The organism is Flavobacterium azizsancarii (assembly GCF_027980145.1).
Classification (GTDB): domain Bacteria; phylum Bacteroidota; class Bacteroidia; order Flavobacteriales; family Flavobacteriaceae; genus Flavobacterium; species Flavobacterium azizsancarii.
Map to the genome: position 1 here is coordinate 35,741 of NZ_JAMZNK010000038.1, position 18,758 is coordinate 54,498.

At 33.5% G+C, this 18,758-nt stretch carries 19 protein-coding genes; 7 read left to right on the forward strand and 12 right to left on the reverse strand.

Annotated elements, in window-relative coordinates:
• From NJT12_RS18605 to recF, 5 genes are all read right to left on the reverse strand, one after another.
• Positions 1-468, reverse strand: a complete 468-nt coding sequence (locus NJT12_RS18605) for a GNAT family N-acetyltransferase (protein WP_271337430.1) — start codon at positions 466-468, stop codon at positions 1-3.
• Between the two features lie 146 nt (positions 469-614).
• Positions 615-1,628, reverse strand: a complete 1,014-nt coding sequence (gene murB / locus NJT12_RS18610) for a UDP-N-acetylmuramate dehydrogenase (RefSeq protein ID WP_271337431.1) — start codon at positions 1,626-1,628, stop codon at positions 615-617.
• Positions 1,629-1,882: 254 nt separating this feature from the next.
• Complete coding sequence (locus tag NJT12_RS18615) at positions 1,883-2,560, reverse strand: DUF2461 domain-containing protein (protein WP_271337432.1); 678 nt, start codon at positions 2,558-2,560, stop codon at positions 1,883-1,885.
• Positions 2,561-2,570: 10 nt separating this feature from the next.
• Positions 2,571-3,269, reverse strand: coding sequence for a thioredoxin domain-containing protein (locus tag NJT12_RS18620; RefSeq protein WP_271337433.1), 699 nt, complete (start codon positions 3,267-3,269; stop codon positions 2,571-2,573).
• A 519-nt stretch (positions 3,270-3,788) separates the two neighbouring features.
• Positions 3,789-4,871: a DNA replication/repair protein RecF gene (gene recF / locus NJT12_RS18625; RefSeq protein ID WP_271337434.1), complete on the reverse strand. Its 1,083-nt coding sequence runs from the start codon at positions 4,869-4,871 to the stop codon at positions 3,789-3,791.
• 390 nt (positions 4,872-5,261) lie between these two features.
• Here recF and NJT12_RS18630 point away from each other — a divergent pair, with 390 nt between their 5' ends.
• The 6 genes from NJT12_RS18630 to NJT12_RS18655 all read left to right on the forward strand — a co-directional run bounded on the left by NJT12_RS18630 (position 5,262) and on the right by NJT12_RS18655 (position 11,514).
• Entirely contained in the window at positions 5,262-6,047 is a 786-nt protein-coding gene (locus NJT12_RS18630; protein WP_271337435.1) for a tetratricopeptide repeat protein, read from the forward strand.
• Positions 6,048-6,135: 88 nt separating this feature from the next.
• Positions 6,136-6,708 (forward strand): 6,7-dimethyl-8-ribityllumazine synthase, encoded by a 573-nt coding sequence (gene ribH / locus NJT12_RS18635; protein WP_271337436.1) that lies wholly within the window; start codon positions 6,136-6,138, stop codon positions 6,706-6,708.
• 164 nt (positions 6,709-6,872) lie between these two features.
• Complete coding sequence (gene mutL, locus NJT12_RS18640; protein ID WP_271337437.1) at positions 6,873-8,795, forward strand: DNA mismatch repair endonuclease MutL; 1,923 nt, start codon at positions 6,873-6,875, stop codon at positions 8,793-8,795.
• Positions 8,792-9,541, forward strand: coding sequence for a rhomboid family intramembrane serine protease (locus NJT12_RS18645; RefSeq protein ID WP_271337438.1), 750 nt, complete (start codon positions 8,792-8,794; stop codon positions 9,539-9,541). Before mutL ends, NJT12_RS18645 begins: the two co-directional genes overlap by 4 nt.
• A gap of 44 nt (positions 9,542-9,585) precedes the next feature.
• Complete coding sequence (locus NJT12_RS18650; protein ID WP_271337439.1) at positions 9,586-10,449, forward strand: rhomboid family intramembrane serine protease; 864 nt, start codon at positions 9,586-9,588, stop codon at positions 10,447-10,449.
• A 48-nt stretch (positions 10,450-10,497) separates the two neighbouring features.
• A complete protein-coding gene (locus tag NJT12_RS18655; protein ID WP_271337448.1) occupies positions 10,498-11,514 on the forward strand; it encodes an endonuclease/exonuclease/phosphatase family protein in 1,017 nt (338 codons plus the stop codon).
• Between the two features lie 34 nt (positions 11,515-11,548).
• On the opposite strand, the gene NJT12_RS18660 is transcribed toward NJT12_RS18655, so the two are convergent.
• From NJT12_RS18660 to NJT12_RS18690, 7 genes are all read right to left on the reverse strand, one after another.
• A complete protein-coding gene (locus NJT12_RS18660) occupies positions 11,549-12,163 on the reverse strand; it encodes a WbqC family protein (protein ID WP_271337440.1) in 615 nt (204 codons plus the stop codon).
• 95 nt (positions 12,164-12,258) lie between these two features.
• Positions 12,259-13,815 (reverse strand): signal peptidase I, encoded by a 1,557-nt coding sequence (lepB, locus tag NJT12_RS18665; protein WP_271337441.1) that lies wholly within the window; start codon positions 13,813-13,815, stop codon positions 12,259-12,261.
• Positions 13,816-13,878: 63 nt separating this feature from the next.
• A complete protein-coding gene (gene dapB / locus NJT12_RS18670; protein ID WP_271337442.1) occupies positions 13,879-14,580 on the reverse strand; it encodes a 4-hydroxy-tetrahydrodipicolinate reductase in 702 nt (233 codons plus the stop codon).
• A gap of 36 nt (positions 14,581-14,616) precedes the next feature.
• Positions 14,617-15,177: a DUF5683 domain-containing protein gene (locus NJT12_RS18675; RefSeq protein ID WP_271337443.1), complete on the reverse strand. Its 561-nt coding sequence runs from the start codon at positions 15,175-15,177 to the stop codon at positions 14,617-14,619.
• On the reverse strand, positions 15,177-16,079 hold the full coding sequence (locus NJT12_RS18680) for a ParB/RepB/Spo0J family partition protein (RefSeq protein ID WP_271337444.1): 903 nt from the start codon (positions 16,077-16,079) through the stop codon (positions 15,177-15,179). The genes NJT12_RS18675 and NJT12_RS18680 overlap by 1 nt, the downstream gene beginning before the upstream one ends.
• Before the next feature lie 5 nt (positions 16,080-16,084).
• Positions 16,085-16,852, reverse strand: coding sequence for a ParA family protein (locus NJT12_RS18685; RefSeq protein WP_213306802.1), 768 nt, complete (start codon positions 16,850-16,852; stop codon positions 16,085-16,087).
• A 309-nt stretch (positions 16,853-17,161) separates the two neighbouring features.
• Entirely contained in the window at positions 17,162-18,040 is an 879-nt protein-coding gene (locus NJT12_RS18690; RefSeq protein WP_271337445.1) for a helix-turn-helix domain-containing protein, read from the reverse strand.
• Positions 18,041-18,193: 153 nt separating this feature from the next.
• On the opposite strand from NJT12_RS18690, the gene NJT12_RS18695 reads away from it, so the two are divergent.
• Positions 18,194-18,583, forward strand: coding sequence for a RidA family protein (locus NJT12_RS18695; RefSeq protein ID WP_271337446.1), 390 nt, complete (start codon positions 18,194-18,196; stop codon positions 18,581-18,583).
• Positions 18,584-18,758 lie beyond the last annotated feature (175 nt).

The window sequence follows — 18,758 nt, forward strand, 5'->3', positions numbered from 1 at the left end:
TTATGAATTTTGATTTAAAGATTTTCCCAGACAAATAGCCTCTGGTAGATCTGTATATTTTCCGTAATTCGGAATTACTTTATAACCTTGTTTTTGATAAAATTCAATAGCATTGCCATTTTTTACCCGTGTTTCTAAAACCAAATCTGTATAATCCAGTGTTATGGCTTTGTCTTCTAAAAAGGTTAAAATCGTTTGTCCGATTTTCTTTCCCGGGTATTTTGAATACATTCTTTTTACTTCTCCGGTATTTTGATCGATTGGTCTAATGGCACCGCAACCCACAATCTCATTCTCAATTTCGGCTATAACAAATACGAATTTTGAATTGTCGTTTTGCCAATCCTGAAAAGAATTCTTTCCGTCACTTCCAAAACGAAGATAAAGATTTTCGGATAATTCTTCTGTAATTGCCAGAACTTTTTCATCATCAGGATTTGCGATTTTTATAGAGGGAGTTTCGATCATTACGCTTAAAAAAAAATAATTGTTCTCGGGTTTTGATACATCGGGTTCCGAAACTTCGAGAGAGGTGTTTTAGTGTTTTAAAAGGCTTCAACTCTGCTCAGTCTGACAATAGCGGTAATTAGTAAAAATTAGTAAAATTTGTATTTTTAAATCACATTCACTTCAGCTTCAATATGAATTCCGAATTTTTCGAAAACAGTTTTTTGAACCTCTCTCGAAACTGCCAGAATTTCTTGCCCTGTTGCGTTTCCGTAATTTACTAAAACCAAAGCCTGATTTTTATGAACTCCAGCATCACCAAAACGTTTTCCTTTAAAACCGGCTTGTTCAATTAGCCAGCCCGCGGGAACTTTTACTTCAGTTTCGGACACTTCGTAGTATTTCATTTCCGGAAACTTCTGATGGATTTTTTCGAAATTAGATTTCAAGAGAATCGGATTTTTAAAGAAACTTCCGCTATTTCCCAATTCTTTAGGATCCGGTAATTTACTTTGTCTGATTGAGATTACAGCATTACTAACGTCCTTCAACGTTGGATTTGTAATATTGTTTTTAGCCAATTCAGCTGAAATGTCTCCGTATGAAATATTGATTTTGTGATTGCGTTTCGTTAGTTTGTACACTACCGATGTAATGATATATTGATCTTTTGCTTCATTTTTGAAGATGCTTTCTCTGTATCCAAAGTTACATTCAGCATTTATAAAAGTTTTTATTTTCTGAGTTTCAATATTCATGGCTTCGCAGGAAACAAAAGTGTCTTTGATCTCCGTTCCGTAAGCTCCAATGTTCTGAACCGGAGTTGTGCCGACATTGCCTGGAATTAAAGACATGTTTTCTAAACCACCAAAATTGTTGTCAATTGTCCACAGTACAAATTCGTGCCAGGTTTCGCCGGCCTGACTTTCGACCCAGACAAAATCATCGTCTTCTTTAATGATTTTTTTTCCTTTTAAGTCAATATGTATTACCAAAGCCTCAATGTCTTTCGTTAATAACATATTGCTTCCGCCTCCTAAAATGAATTTTTTCTCGCTTTTGTATTCTTCTAAAATGGTTTTTAATTCATTAACTGAATGAACGGCAACAAATTGTTTGGCTTTTGCTTCGATGCCAAAAGTATTATGTTTTTTTAAAGAAAAATTGGATTGGATTTCCATAAATAAAAGGCTTTTTGAATCCCAAAATGTCGGGATAATTCTGAGGTCAAAAGTAACGATTATAATTTATTTGAGTAGATTTTCCGGAAAATAACAATTAATAAAAAGATTGAAAATAAGTGTCAAAATGAGAGAGTGGCTTTTTGTGAAAAAAAAAAGCCTTATTAAAAAGTTGCAATTATAATGTTTGTCTCTTTCGTCGTGAATTTGCTTTGCCTTTTCGTTATCGCTCGGGTTTTGGCGGAACAAGCATGCTAAAATTCATCAGTGTCTAAAGCTCGATTAATAAACTCGTTCAAAGGTTTTAAAGCGATGAGTTTTTTGCTCATTTTAGCAACAAAGTCTTTTTGGGTCACTTCAGAAATATCATATTTTTGAGTAGCTGTGAAACTTTTTAGTTTTAAGAACTCAATTGCAGGATGATCTTTTTCATAGCCTCTTGGCGGGTTTTTAAGTGAATTGGTTTCGTTTACATCTAAACTTCCAAATTCTTTCTTGAAGTTTTTATCCGCAATAATAGCTTCCAGGTCATCGTGAAAAAAAGCAATTTCTTTTCGGACTTTTTTCAAATCATCAGATTCGGGAGAGTAAAATCCGCCAGCAATAAAACTGGCGCCTTTTTCTATGTGTACATAATATCCTGAACGGTTTAGACCTTTGGTTCCTCCCGACATCCAAACGCCTAAATGTGCTTTATATGGCGATTTGTCCTTAGAGAATCGAATATCGCGATTGATTCTGAAGGTACAGTTTTTAACTTCTAACAATTCTAATGAAGGATCAAGAGGTTTCATTACATCCAGAAAATCACTTACTAACTGCTGATAGTTTTTCTTGAAAATCTCGTATCGTTTTTTATTGTCCTGAAACCAATCTCTATTGTTATTCTTTTTTAAATCGTCTAAAAATTGCAATGATTCTTTCGTTAGCATATTCTTTATGTTATTGCAGTTGTTTTTTTAAGTCTTTTTCGCTGATAAAGCCTGTGTTTTTCCATTGTACAGCCTTATTGTTATATAAAACAACAGTTGGGAGCTGGTCAATCTTCATTTGAGTAGCTAATGTTTTGTTCTTGTCAACGTCAATACGAATGATAACTACTTTATCGCTCATTTCTTTTTGCATTTTCAAAAGATAGGGCTCCATTTGTTTGCAAGGTCCGCACCATTCTGCGTAAAAATCAATTAAAACTTTTTTATCTGTATTTAGTAAATCATTAAAATCATTCATAGTCATTCCAACTTGTCCAGTCGAAGGTTTGCCAAACCCTTCTTCATTCCAATTCAGGAAGCCGCCTTCTAATTCATAGACAGTACTAAAACCTAATTCTTGTAGTTTTGTGGCTGCTTTTTTACTTCTTCCTCCGCTTAGGCAATAAACAAAAACTGGTTTAGATTTGTCAAAAGATTCTGCTTTTGCAGCAAAATCATCGCTATTCCAATTTATATTTTTAGCATTATCGATATGGTCGGATTCAAATTCATCAGGAGTTCGAACGTCCAGAATTTGAGGATTTTCGGTGGTTTTAATTTTTTCTGCAAATTCTTTTGGATGAAGTGGTTCAAAAGAATTGGTTTTCTTTTCATTACAGGAAATTAGTAGAACTGAAACTATTAGTAATAAGATTTTTGGGAATTTCATTAGGCTTAATTTTAAAAATAATAATGCTAAAGTAATGATTTTTCAATTTTTAAATCTTAACAGAAAGTGAAATAAAAAAATTTGCCACGAATTTCACGAATGAGCACGAATTTTAAAATAGTACATCGTGTTTTGCTTTGATTAATTTTTGTGTCAAAGTTCTGTATAGTAAAAGGCTGAAAAAAGTTTGCCACGAATCTCACGAATGAGCGCGAATTTTAAAATAGTGCATCGTGTTTTGCTTTGATTAATTTTTGTGTCAAAGTTCTGTGTCCTAAAAGGCTGAAAAAAGTTTGCCACGAATTTCACGAATGAGCACGAATTTTAAAATAGTACATCGTGTTTTGCTTTGATTTATTTATGTCAAAGTTCTGTATCATAAAAGGCCGAAAAAAAGTTCGCCACGAATCTCGCGAATGAGCATGAATTGACTAGTTTGAAATTGAATTTTAAGAATTTTTATTTTTTGATAATGGCTGGCTAATGAAAATATTTCTCAAGTTTAAAGATGAAAAAAAACTACCCTAAATTGAAGATTTTATAACTCTGATGTGTCGATTTTACAATCGCTTCGGTTCGTTCCGGATGCGTGTCAGAAATAAAAAGCTGACCAAAAGTTTCACTGTTTACCATTTCGATAATTTTAGAAACACGGGTTTCGTCCAGTTTATCAAAAATATCATCAAATAATAAAAGAGGTTTTACACCGCTTTGTTTTTTCAAAAACTCAAATTGAGCCAATTTCAAGGCAATCAAAAAAGATTTTTGCTGACCTTGTGATCCGAATTTTTTTATTGGATGTGCGTCAATCTCAAAAGACAAATCGTCTTTATGGATTCCAACGCTTGTATAATGCAATGCACGATCTTTGCCGATGTTTTCCTGTAAGAGTGTTAATAAGTCTTTCTCGTACAGATGGCTTTCATAAACTAATTGCACCGTTTCTTCAGATCCGGTTATCGTTTTATGGTGTTCATTAAATATAGGTATAAAATGTTCGAGAAAGTCTTTTCTCTTTTCAAAAATCGATTGTCCAAAACTATTTAGTTGCTCATTATATATAGATATGGTATCATTGTCGAAAGTGTGGTTCAGGGCAAAATACTTTAGTAAAGCATTTCGTTGTACAATTACTTTTTGATATTGTATAAGCTGATGCAAATAGGTAGAGTCTAATTGCGAGATTACACTGTCCATGAATTTACGGCGTGTTTCGCTTCCTTCTACAATTAAATCACGATCTGCGGGTGAAATAATTACTAACGGAATAAATCCAATATGGTCTGAGAACTTATCGTAGGCTTTTCCGTTTCTTTTTAGAATCTTCTTTTGTCCCTTTTTTAAACTGCAGACAATTTGTTCTGTTCTGTCATTTTTTTCTAATTCGGCATCAATTACAAAAAACTCTTCTCCGTGTTTGATATTTTGAACTGCTAACGGATTAAAATAACTTTTTCCGTAAGCTAAATGATAAATTGCATCAAGCACATTGGTTTTTCCAATGCCGTTTTTACCCACAAAACAATTGATTTTGAGGTCGAAGTCAAAACTGGCTTCAGAGAAATTTTTATAATTGAATAAAGAAATTTTGTTTAAATGCATTTTTCAGGGACTGTAATGATAAAATTTGATGTTCCGGTATGTAACTTTTCTCGTTAGATTGTGTTTTTATGTCGCAGATTGAATGATTTTAAAAGGGTTTCTTGTAAAATATATCTCTAATCAGCGAGAATTCGTGAAATCTTAGGCGAAAATTATGTTCTTAGCCCGGGAAAAGTCGTGTTTTGGATAACAAAAATTTGAGGGTGCAAATTATCGAAAATTATCGATATAATAGGCTTTCGGGCTCTTTCAAGATGAATTATTTTGTAGAAATGAGTGAAGAAGTTGCCGTTTAGTAAATTATTTTTTTAAAATAGATATAAAATTGATTTTTTTTACGTTGGTTTCAATAAAAATTTTATTTTTGCCGTTCACTAAATTAAATTTTAAATGGCTACTTACAATAAAAGAGGATATAAGGCACCAAAGGAAAAGGAAGTTAAAGAAGAGGTTGTGAATGAAGAGCAACAAGTAATTCTTGATGGAAAAAACAGCAAAACAGCTGAGGTTTTTTCTAAACTAGATGAGACTGCTTCAAAAACGGAGGATTGGGTTGCTAAAAATCAAAAAATCATTATTGGTTTAGTTGCCGGTATTGCAGTTGCTACTATTGGATATTTGGCTTACCAAAAATTTGTAGAAGCTCCTAAGCAAGACGAAGCTGCAAGCGAAATGTTTGTTGCTCAACAAAATTTTGATAAAGCGACTAATGGTGTGGCAAGCGATTCACTATACAAATTAGCATTGAATGGTTCTGAAGGTAAATTTGGATTCGTAAAAATTGCTGATGAATATTCTGGAACTGATGCAGGAAATTTAGCTAACTATTATGCTGGTATTGCTTCTTTGAATATTGGTAAATTTGATGATGCAATCAAATATTTAGGAAAATTCAAATCAAAAGAAGCTATCGTTAATGCTTTGGCAATTGGTGCAATTGGAGATGCTTATTCTCAAAAAAACCAACAAAAAGAAGCTTTAGACTACTATGTAAAAGCTGCTGAATCTAATAAAAATGATTTTACAACTCCTCGTTTCTTATTAAAAGCTGGTAAAACAGCATTGGCTCTAGGTCAAAAAGAAGATGCGTTGAAATATTTAACAGATATCAAAGAAAACTACGATGCAACACCAGAAGCTGCTTCTGTAGATGTATTGATTGGATTAGCACAATAAAAATATTTGATTTTAGATTTAAAATTTTAGATTTAAGATTGTAGATTTGTATTTCAGAATCTGAAATTTAAAAATCTAAAATATAAAGATGGCTACCGAAAATAAAAATTTATCAGAATACGATAAAAACACGATCCCAAATGCGAAAGATTTTCGATTTGGGATTGTTGTTTCTGAGTGGAACGAAACTATAACTGAAGGACTTTATAATGGGGCTTTTGATGCCTTAATTGATAATGAAGTTCCTGCTCAACAAATTATCCGTTGGAATGTTCCTGGGAGTTTTGAGTTGATTTATGGTGCAAAAAAAATGTTGCAGACACAAAATGTTGATGCGGTAATTGTAATTGGCTGTGTAATTCAGGGACAAACCAAACATTTTGATTTTGTGTGCGAAGGCGTAACGCAGGGAATTAAGGATTTGAATGTTCAAACTGACATCCCGGTTATTTTTTGCGTTCTGACAGATAATAATATACAACAGTCAATTGACAGAAGTGGAGGAATTCACGGAAACAAAGGAACTGAAGCTGCAATCGCTGCTATCAAAATGGCGTATATCCGTCAGCAAGCTTCGATGTCGCATCCTTTTAATCAGCCTTTGTTGTCTTCGGGAGCGATTCAAATCGAAGAAACTCCAATAAAAATTGATAAAGAATAAAACACATTTGTTTTAAAACTACTAAAACCTATACTGTGTATAAATAGTATAGGTTTTTTGTTTTTTTTATGATGACACTTATTCTGAAAGCCAAGAGAAATTCATTAAATTTGTACTTCTTGGTTTGAAAATTTAAACCTTAACCTTTTAATTATTTTTTCTTAATGTCGAGTATAATTCAATTACTTCCTGATCATGTTGCTAACCAAATTGCCGCTGGAGAAGTGGTACAAAGACCTGCTTCAGTCGTAAAAGAACTGTTAGAAAACGCTGTTGATGCTAAAGCAACAGATATTAAATTGATTATTAAAGATGCTGGGAAATCATTAGTTCAGGTTATTGACAATGGTTTAGGAATGAGTGTAACTGATGCTCGTTTGTGTTTCGAACGTCATGCGACTTCTAAAATTCGTAAGGCCGAGGATTTATTTTCATTGCATACCAAAGGTTTTCGTGGTGAGGCATTGGCTTCTATAGCTGCAATTGCGCACATGGAAATGAAAACCAAGCAAGATCAGGAAGAATTGGGAACCCATATTATAATTGAAGGAAGTAAATTCATCTCGCAGGAAGTGGCGGTTTTGCCAAAAGGAACTTCATTTGCCGTTAAAAATCTATTTTTTAATATTCCGGCGCGTCGTAATTTCTTAAAATCAGATACCGTCGAATTTCGCCATGTTATGGATGAATTTCAACGTGTAGCTTTGGCGCATCCAAACATTCATTTTACGTTTTATCACAATGGCAGCGAAATGTATAATTTGCCAGCGGCAGGTTCCCGTCAGCGTATTGTTGGGATTATGTCCGGTAAAACCAATGAAAAATTAGTGCCTGTTAACGAAGATACTGAGATTATAAATGTTCAGGGATTTGTTTGTAAGCCTGAATTTGCGAAGAAAAGCAGGGGAGAGCAGTTCTTTTTTGTAAACGATCGTTTCATAAAAAGTGGTTATCTGCATCACGCAGTAATGGCTGCTTATGACGGACTTTTGAAAGACGGTTCACAGCCAAGCTATTTCTTGTATTTGCAAGTTCCGCCAAATACGATAGATATCAATATTCATCCTACTAAAACTGAAATTAAGTTTGATGATGAACAGGCTTTGTATGCTATTTTAAGAGCTTCTATCAAACACAGTTTAGGGCAGTTTAATGTAGCTCCTGTTCTTGATTTTGACAGGGATGCTAATTTAGATACGCCATATCACTATAAAGATTTGGAGGGAGAAACACCAACAATTCAGGTTGATGGAACTTTTAATCCGTTTACGGATGATAAAACCAATCAGCATTATTCTAAATCGTCTTCGGGGTCAAGTTCTGGAGGAGGCTCAGGTTTTAGTTCCGGATCGGGTTCGGGTTCAGGCTCCTATCCAGGATATAATAAAAGAGTTGAACCTACAGCAACCTGGGAAAGTTTATATGTAGGTTTAGAAACCGATACCATAGAAAGTTCGCCTTTTACATTCGAAAATGAAGAAGTAACTTCGTCATTGTTCAATGATAATGAGATTGAGCAGGCGAGTCAGGGAATATATCAAATTCATAAAAAATATATTGTTTCGCCTATAAAATCAGGAATGGTAATCGTTGATCAGCAACGAGCGCATCAGCGTATTTTGTACGAGCAGTTTTTATTGAATATGACCGTGAATCAGGCTTCAAGTCAACAATTGTTGTTTCCGTTGAATTTGTTTTATTCATCTGATGAAATGACATTAATAGAAGAATTGAAACCGTCTCTGGAAACAACAGGTTTTGTTTTTGAAAAAGCACAAACAGATCACGTAGTTATTTCTGGAATTCCGGTAAATATTACAGAGAGTGAAGTTTCTCTGGTAATTGAACAATTATTAAGTGATTTGCAGGACGGAATTCCGGCAAGCAGTTACAGTCAGAATGATACTATCGCAAAATCGATGGCAAAAAGCTTAGCGGTTAAAACAGGATCTTATTTAACCGAGAAGGAACAAGATAATTTAGTAAACGGTTTGTTTGCTTGTAAAGATCCAAATATTTCACCTTTTCAAAAACCTACTTTCATCACGATGCGTGTTGAAGATATAGATAAAAAGTTTGCCTTATGATGAATATGACTCCCGTTGTAAAACAATTATTGATAATCAATATCATCTTTTTTATTGGTTCGCAATTAGTGCCAGTATCGTATGAGTATTTTGCTATGTTTTTTCCTGAAAATCCAAGTTTCAGGGCATGGCAGCCAATCACGCATATGTTTATGCATGGTGGTATTATGCATATTGCTTTCAATATGTTTGCAATGGTTTCTTTTGGATCAGCATTAGAACATTTCTGGGGAGGTAAAAAATTCTTGTTTTTTTATATTTCTTGTGGTTTGGGTTCTGCATTATTACATACTGCTGTAAATTATTATTCTTTTCAGGATACATTAAGTACTCTGATGGTAAATGGATATCAGAAAGACGAGATAATGAAATTATTAAGTCAGGGAAAAATAGATACGAGATGGCAGGATTTAGTTTCGGTTTCTCAATTTAATAGTTTTACAAGTGCTTACATCGGGACAGTTGTTGGTGCGTCAGGTGCTATTTACGGTTTGTTAACAGCCTTTGCTTTTATGTTTCCTAATGCTGAGCTGGCATTAATGTTTATTCCAATTCCAATTAAGGCTAAATATTTTGTTCCGGCTATTTTGGCGGTAGATTTGTTTTTAGGATTTCAAGGGAATTCTTTATTTGGAAACGGCGGTACCGGAATTGCTCATTTTGCACATGTTGGTGGAGCTTTGACTGGATTTTTGATTATGTGGTACTGGAAAAAGAATCAGTTTAATAGTAATCGTTGGAATTAATTTTTAATTTTAATATCCAAAAATAAAAACCAAAAGAAACTATTATGAATATTCTTGATGATTTAAAGCTACAGTACAAATTAGGCGGTATAGCAATGCGTGTTATTTACTGGAACGTTGCCTGTTTTGCGATCTCATTAGTGTTCTTTTATCAGTATTCCGGTGGTGGTTTTGCCTATCCAAATTGGTTGGCATTATCGTCAGATCCAAATGTGTTTATGTTTAAGCCATGGACATTTTTGACATACGCATTTTTTCATTCGTCATTTTTTCATTTGTTGTTTAATATGATGGTTTTGAATTTTGCAAGCAATTTATTCCTGACCTTTTTTACTCAGAAGCAATATTTAGGTTTGTATATTTTAGGTGCTATTTTCTCTGGTGTTATCTTCTCTTTAAGTTTTTACTTTTTAGGCATGCCGGGTATTATTGTTGGGGCTTCGGCTGCGATAATGGCAATTTTAGTTGCTGTAACAACTTATCAGCCCTTGATGGGCGTACGTTTATTACTTATTGGTAATGTTAAGCTTTGGCATATTACAGCTGTAATTCTTGTTCTTGATTTAATGCAGTTTCGTTTAGATAATACTGGCGGACATATATCGCATTTGGCTGGAGCTCTTTTTGGTTTTGTATTTATTAAATTGCTTCAAAATGGTACAGATCTAAGTGTAATAGTTTCGAGAACTTTAGATTTTTTTACCAATCTATTCAAAAAATCCCCTACGACCCCTTTTACAAAAGTTCATAAGAATTATAAAAAACCTACTGAAAAAGTTACATCGAGAATTGTTACAAAAGATAAAACGCAACAACAAATTGATGAAATTTTAGACAAGATTAGCCAATCCGGTTACGATTGTCTTACAAAAGAAGAAAAAGAGTTTTTATTTAAAGCTGGAAAATAATCCTTTTAGCAAAAAAATATGAAAAACCTTTCGTGGTTTAATAAAATAATGTTCTTTTTGAATATAGTACTAACTGTAGTGACTTTTAGTATTTATATTTTACCTTTTCTGGCGCCTAAGAGTTTTCCGCTTTTATCGGTGCTGACACTCTTTATGCCCGCTTTTTTTGTGCTGAATGGGTTGTTCTTCATTTATTGGGCGATTCAGTTTAAAAAGCGTCTTATATTGTCTGGTTTGGTTCTGTTGACCGGAATAACATTTATAAGTAAGTTTTATAAATTTTCTGCCAAAGAATATGTCAAAGACGAAAAAGATTTCTCTGTAATGAGTTATAATGTGCGTCTTTTTAATGTTTTTAAATGGTTGGACCGGGACGATATTCCGTCTAATATAAAAGCTTTTATCGACGAAAAAGATCCGGACATTCTCTGTATTCAGGAATATTCAAATTCAGCTCATATAGATCTGAAAGTCTATCCTCATCGATATATTTTTATTGATGGTAATCAGATTAAAACCGGACAAGCCATTTTTTCTAAATTTCCAATTATAAATGAGGGGAATATTATTTTTCCTAAATCTGATAATAATGTCGTTTATGCAGATATAAAACGTGGCAAAGATGTAATCAGGGTTTACAATATGCACTTGCAATCGATTAAAATCTCACCGGATGTGAGTGATATCTCAAATGATATTGATAATGTAAATCAGGAAAAATCACAGCTTATTTATACCCGAATTAGCAAGGGGTTTAGGCAGCAACAAGAACAGGCGGAGATTTTTAAAGAAAATATTAAAAAATGCACAACGCCGTTTATTATTTGTGGAGACATGAATAACAGCCCTTTCTCATACGTTTATCGAAGTATAAAAGGGAAGCAAAAGGATGCTTTTGAGGAAGCGGGCGAAGGTTTTGGGGCAACTTATAAGTTCCGCTACTATCCTGCAAGAATTGACTATATTTTTACAGACAGTAAAATGAAAGTGAAGCAATTTGAAAGTTTTCCGGATTTCGAAAATTCAGATCATTATCCTATAATGGCAAGGCTTTCTATGGAATAAAGTTTTTTTAAAAATCCAAATTCCAAAAGTTAGTTTATAATATTTTTTGCGTCTTTAAATAATCCATCGCAAATTTACCTTCATTAAAAAGCAAGTCCAGAACGCTTAAGTTATTAATAAATCCGTGTTTGTCATCAAAAACCTGAGTGTATTTCTCGAATGTATTAGGGTCTTTTTTTCCGTTTGCTAAAAATCTGAAATCAGTTATGTTTTCCGCTTCATGAAAATATTCTGTCGATTTCGAAAATTCTAGTTTCATTCGTAAACATTTGGTTACGACATCTAAAACTTCCATATTTAAATCCATTAGAAAATTATGTTGTTTTTCGAAAATTGGACGAATGTCATCCTCAAAAAACTCAAAAAATGGAGAACTTCTATAGCCGGCTTCTAATGATTTAAAATGTTGTTTCTGCCAGTCGAATTCATTCTCAATCAAAACATCTTTTGTTTTTTGATGTAATGTTTTTGAATGCTTAACGGGGATATTCAGTAGCTGAATTCCGTTTGGACTGTAGATATAAGTTCGGTTTCTGTTGGTTTGTTTCTGAAAATTATCTTCCATCTCAAAAGTGACATTTTCAGATTGAGCCATAACTGCAAAGTGGCTAATTGACGGAAAATAGGTAGGAAGTAATAAGGAGTTCATTTTTTTCTAATTTTGCTTTAAAAGTTTCAGGTTTCAAGTTTCATGTTCGCAAAGAACCTGAAACTTGAAACCTGAAACAAAAATAACTATTTTTTTTATGCTTTGTTTTCTTTTCTTTTTCTCCAGAAATAGTCACCAATAAAATAAGCGGCAAGAATAATAAGGAAGTATTTAAAGTAAGATTGTGGTTGTCCTTCGCCGTCAACAGTGGTAAAAACCCTGTCCCAGCGAACTTTGTTTATTCCTTTTCCGTTCGTGTCCCAGCTCATCCAGATAAAAACTGGTTTCCCTACAATATGATCTGCAGGAACATATCCCCAATAACGGCTGTCTTCAGAGTTATGACGGTTGTCTCCCATCATCCAGTAATAATCTTGTTTAAAGGTGTATGTAGTAGCCTGTTTTCCGTTTATTAAAAAATGTGAACCGTCTAACTGCAAAGTGTTTCCTTCGTATTTTGTAATGATCTCTTTGTAAAATGGCAAAGATTCATTTGTTAATGCAACTGTTTTTCCAGCTTGAGGGATGTAAATTGGTCCAAAATTATCCTGGCTCCATTTGTTGATATGAGGGAATATCGCATTATCATTTCCTCTGTCAATTTGTCTAATTACGCCGCTCACACCAGGAGTGTTTTTAAAGCGTTCTGCACTTGCTTCTGTTAAAGCCGTGAAGTAAATTGTATCTCTTGTTTGCTCATTTTTAAAATAACCTCCATCAGTGATGTCTAATTCTTTTACTAGAGATTGTAAGTCAACAGGTGTTTTTCCGTCAAATGCAACAATATAAGAGTATTGAGGTTTAGCACGTTCCGGTAAAACTAATTTTTTTCCGTTGATAAAAACAAAACCGTCTACAATTGATAAACTGTCACCAGGAATACCAACACATCTTTTTACGTAATTTGATTTTTTATCAATAGGTTTTATAATTCCCGGTCTTCCCTTTGGCTCATAAAAATAATGAACGGTATCAACTGGCCAGTTAAAAACAACAATGTCTGATCTTTTTATCTTTTCTATCGCAGGTAATCTGAAATAAGGTAATTGTGGCCAGCTTAAGTATGATTTTCTTTTTAAGAATGGTATTGTGTCGTGAACCATAGGTAATGCTACGGTAGTCATAGGTACACGAGGACCATAATTGACTTTGCTTACAAACAAAAAGTCACCAACTAATAATGATTTTTCTAATGATGAAGTCGGAATTGTATAAGGTTGTACTACATACGTGTGTACTAATGTTGCTACGATAATAGCAAAAAGTAATGAACTTATAGTATCTGCAGTTTTGTTTTGAGGTCTTAATTCTCTATTGGCATTATACTCTAATTTTTGGGTATAATTGACATAATAGATATAAAAACCAAAAGTAAAAATTCCTAATAATGTATCTAACGTAGATTTTTTGCCAAAGGTTCTTAATGTTTCTACCCAAATTACAGGAAACATAATCAAGTTAATAATAGGAATAAAAAGTAATATAGTCCACCAGGTTGGTCGACTGATTATTTTCATTAAAATTATGGAGTTGTAAACCGGAATCGCAGCTTCCCAACTTTTTCTTCCGGCTGCCTGATATAATTTCCAGGTTCCCAGAAAGTGAATTACCTGTACAGCTAAGAAAAATACAAACCAAAGATATAGAGTCATAATATTTTGTTTAAAGTTTCGAGTTTTAAGGCTTTTTAGTTTCGGCCTTAAAATTTCAATCTGTTATTTTAAGTTTAATACATCTTTCATGCTGTAGATACCTTTTTTACCGGCAAGCCATTCAGCGGCAATTACAGCGCCCAGAGCAAAACCTTCGCGGTTATGTGCAGTATGTTTTAATTCGATGCTGTCTACAATTGAGTCATAAGTTACGGTGTGAGTTCCCGGAACATCACCAATTCTTTTAGCTTCGATATGAATTTCATTTGCTTGAGCCTGGTCTAAAGTCCAATTTGCATAGTTACTATTTTCGATAACACCTTTTGCCAAAGAAATAGCTGTTCCGCTTGGGGCATCTAATTTTTGAGTATGATGAATTTCTTCCATAGTCACTTTATAAGAATCAAATTGTGACATGATTTTAGCCAGATATTCATTTAGTTCAAAGAAAATATTAACTCCTAAACTAAAATTTGAACTTGATATAAAACCACCTTGTTTTTCATTGCAAAGTGCAGTCATTTCGTCAAAATGCTCTAACCACCCTGTCGTTCCTGAAACCACAGGTACATTGTTGTTAAAACAGCTTGAGATGTTGCTTACTGCAGCAGTTGGAACACTAAAGTCGATTGCAACGTCAGCCAAAGAAAGTCCGTCGTATGTGTTGAATTCATCTTTCTTTAAAACAATTTCATGACCTCTTTCTAAAGCAATTCGTTCGATTACTTTACCCATTTTTCCGTATCCTAAAAGCGCAATTTTCATTTTATATATTTTTTGAGTTTAAATAACACAAGCTATTTAAAAGTGGTAATTAAAAGTTAATCCAACGTTTGGTCTGAAAGTTATATCGTTGGGGTATACCTCCGGAGTCATTGATAGTCGCTCGCTTACGTTGAACTGAATCAGAGCAGCATCAACATTGGCATCTATAATGTTTAAGGCATAAAAAGCTACAACAAATAAAGCTGATAAGTCTCTGTTTCGCTGATAGAATTTTTGACCTGCAACAAGCCTGCTTTCATCCAGAAACTGATAGTTATCGTCGTTATAACCTTCTAATCTTCGTTTGTAGGCATCGCGATAATCGTGGTATTTTTTATTGTTATCAAGATAAAAATATAAACTGGTACCAATTGCTCCGTAAACTAAAGGAATTTTCCAGTATTTTTTGTTGTACGCCTGACCTAAACCGGGTAATATAGCCGAGTAAAAGGCTGCTTTTGCCGGTGTAAGCGGGTCTATTTCTTGTAACTTGCTAGTGTCTTTAACAGCTAAAACCGTTTCTTTTTTTACCTGGGCAAAAAGAGAAACGGTTCCTATGAAAAAGAACAATAGACTTATGGGGACAATCTTATTCACTATCCGTTTATTAATTTTATAATTCTATTAAAGTCGGCTTCAGAATTAAAAGGAATTGTAATTTTTCCTTTTCCGTTGCCGGCAACTTTTACATCAACTTTCGCACCAAAATAATCATTAAAGACACTTTTTTTCTCTTCGAGAATTTCAAAAGTCGATTCTGCCCTGGCTTTTCCTTCCGGTTTTGGTTTCAGGCTTTCATGATAATTTTTTACCAGACTTTCTGTTTCACGAACAGATAAGTTTTGGCTGACTATTTTTTGATAGATATCAGTCTGAATGTCTAAATCTTCAATGTTGATAATTGCTCTACCGTGTCCCATGCTGATAAAACCATCACGAATACCCGTTTGAATAATTGGGTCAAGTTTTAAAAGACGTAAATAATTGGCAATTGTAGAACGTTTTTTTCCAACACGCTCGCTCATTTGTTCCTGTGTTAATTGAATTTCATCAATCAAACGTTGGTACGAAAGTGCGATCTCAATTGGGTCTAAGTCATGGCGCTGAATATTTTCAACCAAAGCCATAACTAATGATTCGTTGTCATTTGCAATACGAATATATGCAGGAACATGAGTCAGGCCTACTAATGTTGAAGCGCGTAAACGACGCTCTCCAGAAATTAATTGGTATTTGTTGAAGTCTAATTTTCGAACAGTAATAGGTTGAATCACACCAAGTTCTTTAATAGAAGTCGCTAATTCTCGTAACGACTCTTCATTAAAATTACTTCTTGGCTGAAAAGGATTTATTTCGATAGCACTTATTTCAAGCTCAATGATGTTTCCAACAACTTTGTCAGCATTTTTGTCTTCTACTGATGTAATGTCGTTTTCCGGATCTTTTAATAATGCTGATAATCCTCGTCCTAAGGCTTGTTTTTTAATTGCTTTTGTCATAAAAACTATTTGCTGTTTTTCTTTATAATTTCTTGCGCTAAATTAATATAATTAACCGCTCCTTTGCTTGTTGCGTCATAGTTTATGATGCTTTCGCCAAAACTTGGAGCCTCGCTTAATTTTACATTTCGCTGGATAACGGTATCAAAAACCATATCGTTGAAGTGTTTTTGAACCTCTTCTACAACCTGATTTGATAAACGTAATCTTGAATCGTACATGGTTAGTAACAATCCTTCGATATCAAGGTCCGGGTTGTGTATTTTTTGAATACTTTTTATGGTATTCAATAATTTTCCTAATCCTTCAAGTGCAAAATATTCACATTGAATTGGAATTACTACTGAGTCAGCTGCTGTTAAGGCATTCAAAGTTAGTAAACCCAATGAAGGTGCACAGTCGATAATGATATAATCATATTCGTCTTTTACACTTTCTAACGCTTTTTTAAGCATATATTCTCTGTTTTCTTTGTCAACCAATTCGATTTCGATGGCAACAAGATCAATGTGAGCCGGGATCACATCAACATTTACAGCTGAACATTTTATAATGGTTTCTTTTGGGGTGTTGCTGTGTTCAAGTATCTGGTAGGTACCAATCTCAACAGATTCTACATCAATCCCAAGGCCAGATGTAGCATTGGCTTGAGGATCAGCATCAATCAATAATACTTTTTTTTCTAAAACACCCAATGAGGCCGCAAGATTTACTGATGTAGTAGTTTTTCCAACGCCTCCTTTTTGATTAGCAATCGCAATGATTTTGCCCATTTATTTTCTGAATTTTGAACCGTAAAAATACAATTATTTATGGTTTCTGAAAATCTATTTTGTTAACATTTAAGAAACTTCGATTAATCGTGGTATGGTACGTGTTTTGTTGAATTTTATTTCTTCTTGTTACGAAAATTAGTGCCGAAATTTCTTTCTGTTTTATTATTGTTTTTCATTTAAAAGGGTTGATATGACGTTTAGGTTCAAAAAATAAATTTTTTGGTGTTAAATTTTGATTTACTTATTGATTTTTTGGATTTTTGCGAAATTGTCTAGTTTTCAATCTATTATTTTTTGAAATGTTTTTTAACTTCTCTGTTTTTTAGTTTCACTAGGATTATATCCAAAATGACTTTTATACAAACGAGAAAAATGAGAAACGTTCTCGTAACCCACTTCGTAACATACATCTGCAATTGTCAATTGCGTAGTAAGAAATAGTTCCTTTGCTTTATGTAATCGTTTTTCCTGAATCCATTTTGCAGGAGTTATATGAAACAAAGACTCAAATTCCCGACGAAAAGTTGATAAGCTTCTTCCGGATATGTAGGCCAGTTCCTGTAGAGAATAAGGCTGTAGATAATGTTGTTCTATCGTTTTTAACAAATCTCTGGTTTCATTGCGATCGATATTTATTAACTGATTTAAAAACGTTGGATTAGCTTGTGAAAGATCATAAAGTAATTCTAAAATTTTTAGTTTAAACAATCCTGTTTTTATAGTTTCGTTGTCATCAAAATAGGGTTTCAATGAAGTCAGGAATGATTTTAAACGTTCTCCATACGGATGAATTATTGCTTTGTCATAATTTTCTAATTCTGAATAATGATCCATTTCTATCAATTTAATAAAATCAATAATGATATCTTTCTTTAAGGAAAAAGACACACTTTCGTACATGAAATCATTTAATGCATCTCCAGTTTTTAGAATTTCAACATAAGTGGCCTTTTTTATTAGTAACATTTCACCTTTTTTCACTGAATAAAGTTGATTGCCAATCTGCAATTCATTTGATCCTTCTATTGCAAATAACAAAAAATGATCTTTCAATAAATTCTGTTTATGAAATGGTGTCTTATGCTGTTGTCGACAAATTTCTGTTTTACCAATTTTATCTGATGTTATAATAATATGTGTTCCCGGATATGAATCTTGGTCTCCTGTTTGTTTTATAACGTTCATAATATTTTTTTTGTGAATGTATAAATATTCTTACTATTAATTTTTGTAAATACAAATAACTTAGATTGACACGAATAGTCATGTAGTAAGGCGTTTTAAGAAAAATCGAAATAAAGAATGTAATAGATCTTTGTAAAAACTAATTTATAAAAAATGTCAAAATTTAAAAATTCAGAAAAAGTATTTGAGATTAAAGGATTATCTCAGGCAGTTGTAATTCCATTTGAAAACCAGAAAATGATTATCCTTTCCGGGCAAATTCCACTTAACAAGCAAGGCGAATTAGTTGGTAATGATGTAGCGACACAATCAATTCAAATTTTTGAAAATATCAAAAGCATTTTAGAAACATGCGGAGCTACTCTCAATGATATTGTAAAACTGGGAATTTTTATAACCGATATTTCGCAAATCGCAGGATACAGAGAGGCAAGAGACCAGTTTATTAATCTTGATATGCCGCCAACAAGTACACTTGTAGAGGTTAAAGGATTGTTTAGAAACGATGTTTTTGTTGAAATAGAAGCTGTTGCAATGTTGTGAAATTAACAAAAAGTCTTTTCAAAATAATATTGTTGAGCCGCAGGATTTTTACCTGCGGCTCTTCTTGTTGTGTGCCCAGCATGGGCGATAACTCTAGGGTGTAAGTCCCGAACACGCCTTTACAGTGGGAAGTGTTAGCTGAATGCAAGGGTGTCCATCGCGAGGTGGAATCTGA

Excerpts from the sequence above, each read along its gene's own strand:
- NJT12_RS18685 (WP_213306802.1), bottom strand. The coding sequence starts at position 16,852 with ATGGGCAAAATCATTGCGATTGCTAATCAAAAAGGAGGCGTTGGAAAA.
- dapB (WP_271337442.1), bottom strand. The coding sequence starts at position 14,580 with ATGAAAATTGCGCTTTTAGGATACGGAAAAATGGGTAAAGTAATCGAA.
- NJT12_RS18605 (WP_271337430.1), bottom strand. The coding sequence starts at position 468 with ATGATCGAAACTCCCTCTATAAAAATCGCAAATCCTGATGATGAAAAA.
- NJT12_RS18620 (WP_271337433.1), bottom strand. The coding sequence starts at position 3,269 with ATGAAATTCCCAAAAATCTTATTACTAATAGTTTCAGTTCTACTAATT.
- NJT12_RS18630 (WP_271337435.1), top strand. The coding sequence starts at position 5,262 with ATGGCTACTTACAATAAAAGAGGATATAAGGCACCAAAGGAAAAGGAA.
- NJT12_RS18615 (WP_271337432.1), bottom strand. The coding sequence starts at position 2,560 with ATGCTAACGAAAGAATCATTGCAATTTTTAGACGATTTAAAAAAGAAT.
- NJT12_RS18655 (WP_271337448.1), top strand. The coding sequence starts at position 10,498 with ATGTTCTTTTTGAATATAGTACTAACTGTAGTGACTTTTAGTATTTAT.
- mutL (WP_271337437.1), top strand. The coding sequence starts at position 6,873 with ATGTCGAGTATAATTCAATTACTTCCTGATCATGTTGCTAACCAAATT.
- NJT12_RS18660 (WP_271337440.1), bottom strand. The coding sequence starts at position 12,163 with ATGAACTCCTTATTACTTCCTACCTATTTTCCGTCAATTAGCCACTTT.
- NJT12_RS18645 (WP_271337438.1), top strand. The coding sequence starts at position 8,792 with ATGATGAATATGACTCCCGTTGTAAAACAATTATTGATAATCAATATC.
- lepB (WP_271337441.1), bottom strand. The coding sequence starts at position 13,815 with ATGACTCTATATCTTTGGTTTGTATTTTTCTTAGCTGTACAGGTAATT.
- recF (WP_271337434.1), bottom strand. The coding sequence starts at position 4,871 with ATGCATTTAAACAAAATTTCTTTATTCAATTATAAAAATTTCTCTGAA.
- NJT12_RS18680 (WP_271337444.1), bottom strand. The coding sequence starts at position 16,079 with ATGACAAAAGCAATTAAAAAACAAGCCTTAGGACGAGGATTATCAGCA.
- ribH (WP_271337436.1), top strand. The coding sequence starts at position 6,136 with ATGGCTACCGAAAATAAAAATTTATCAGAATACGATAAAAACACGATC.
- murB (WP_271337431.1), bottom strand. The coding sequence starts at position 1,628 with ATGGAAATCCAATCCAATTTTTCTTTAAAAAAACATAATACTTTTGGC.
- NJT12_RS18695 (WP_271337446.1), top strand. The coding sequence starts at position 18,194 with ATGTCAAAATTTAAAAATTCAGAAAAAGTATTTGAGATTAAAGGATTA.
- NJT12_RS18650 (WP_271337439.1), top strand. The coding sequence starts at position 9,586 with ATGAATATTCTTGATGATTTAAAGCTACAGTACAAATTAGGCGGTATA.
- NJT12_RS18690 (WP_271337445.1), bottom strand. The coding sequence starts at position 18,040 with ATGAACGTTATAAAACAAACAGGAGACCAAGATTCATATCCGGGAACA.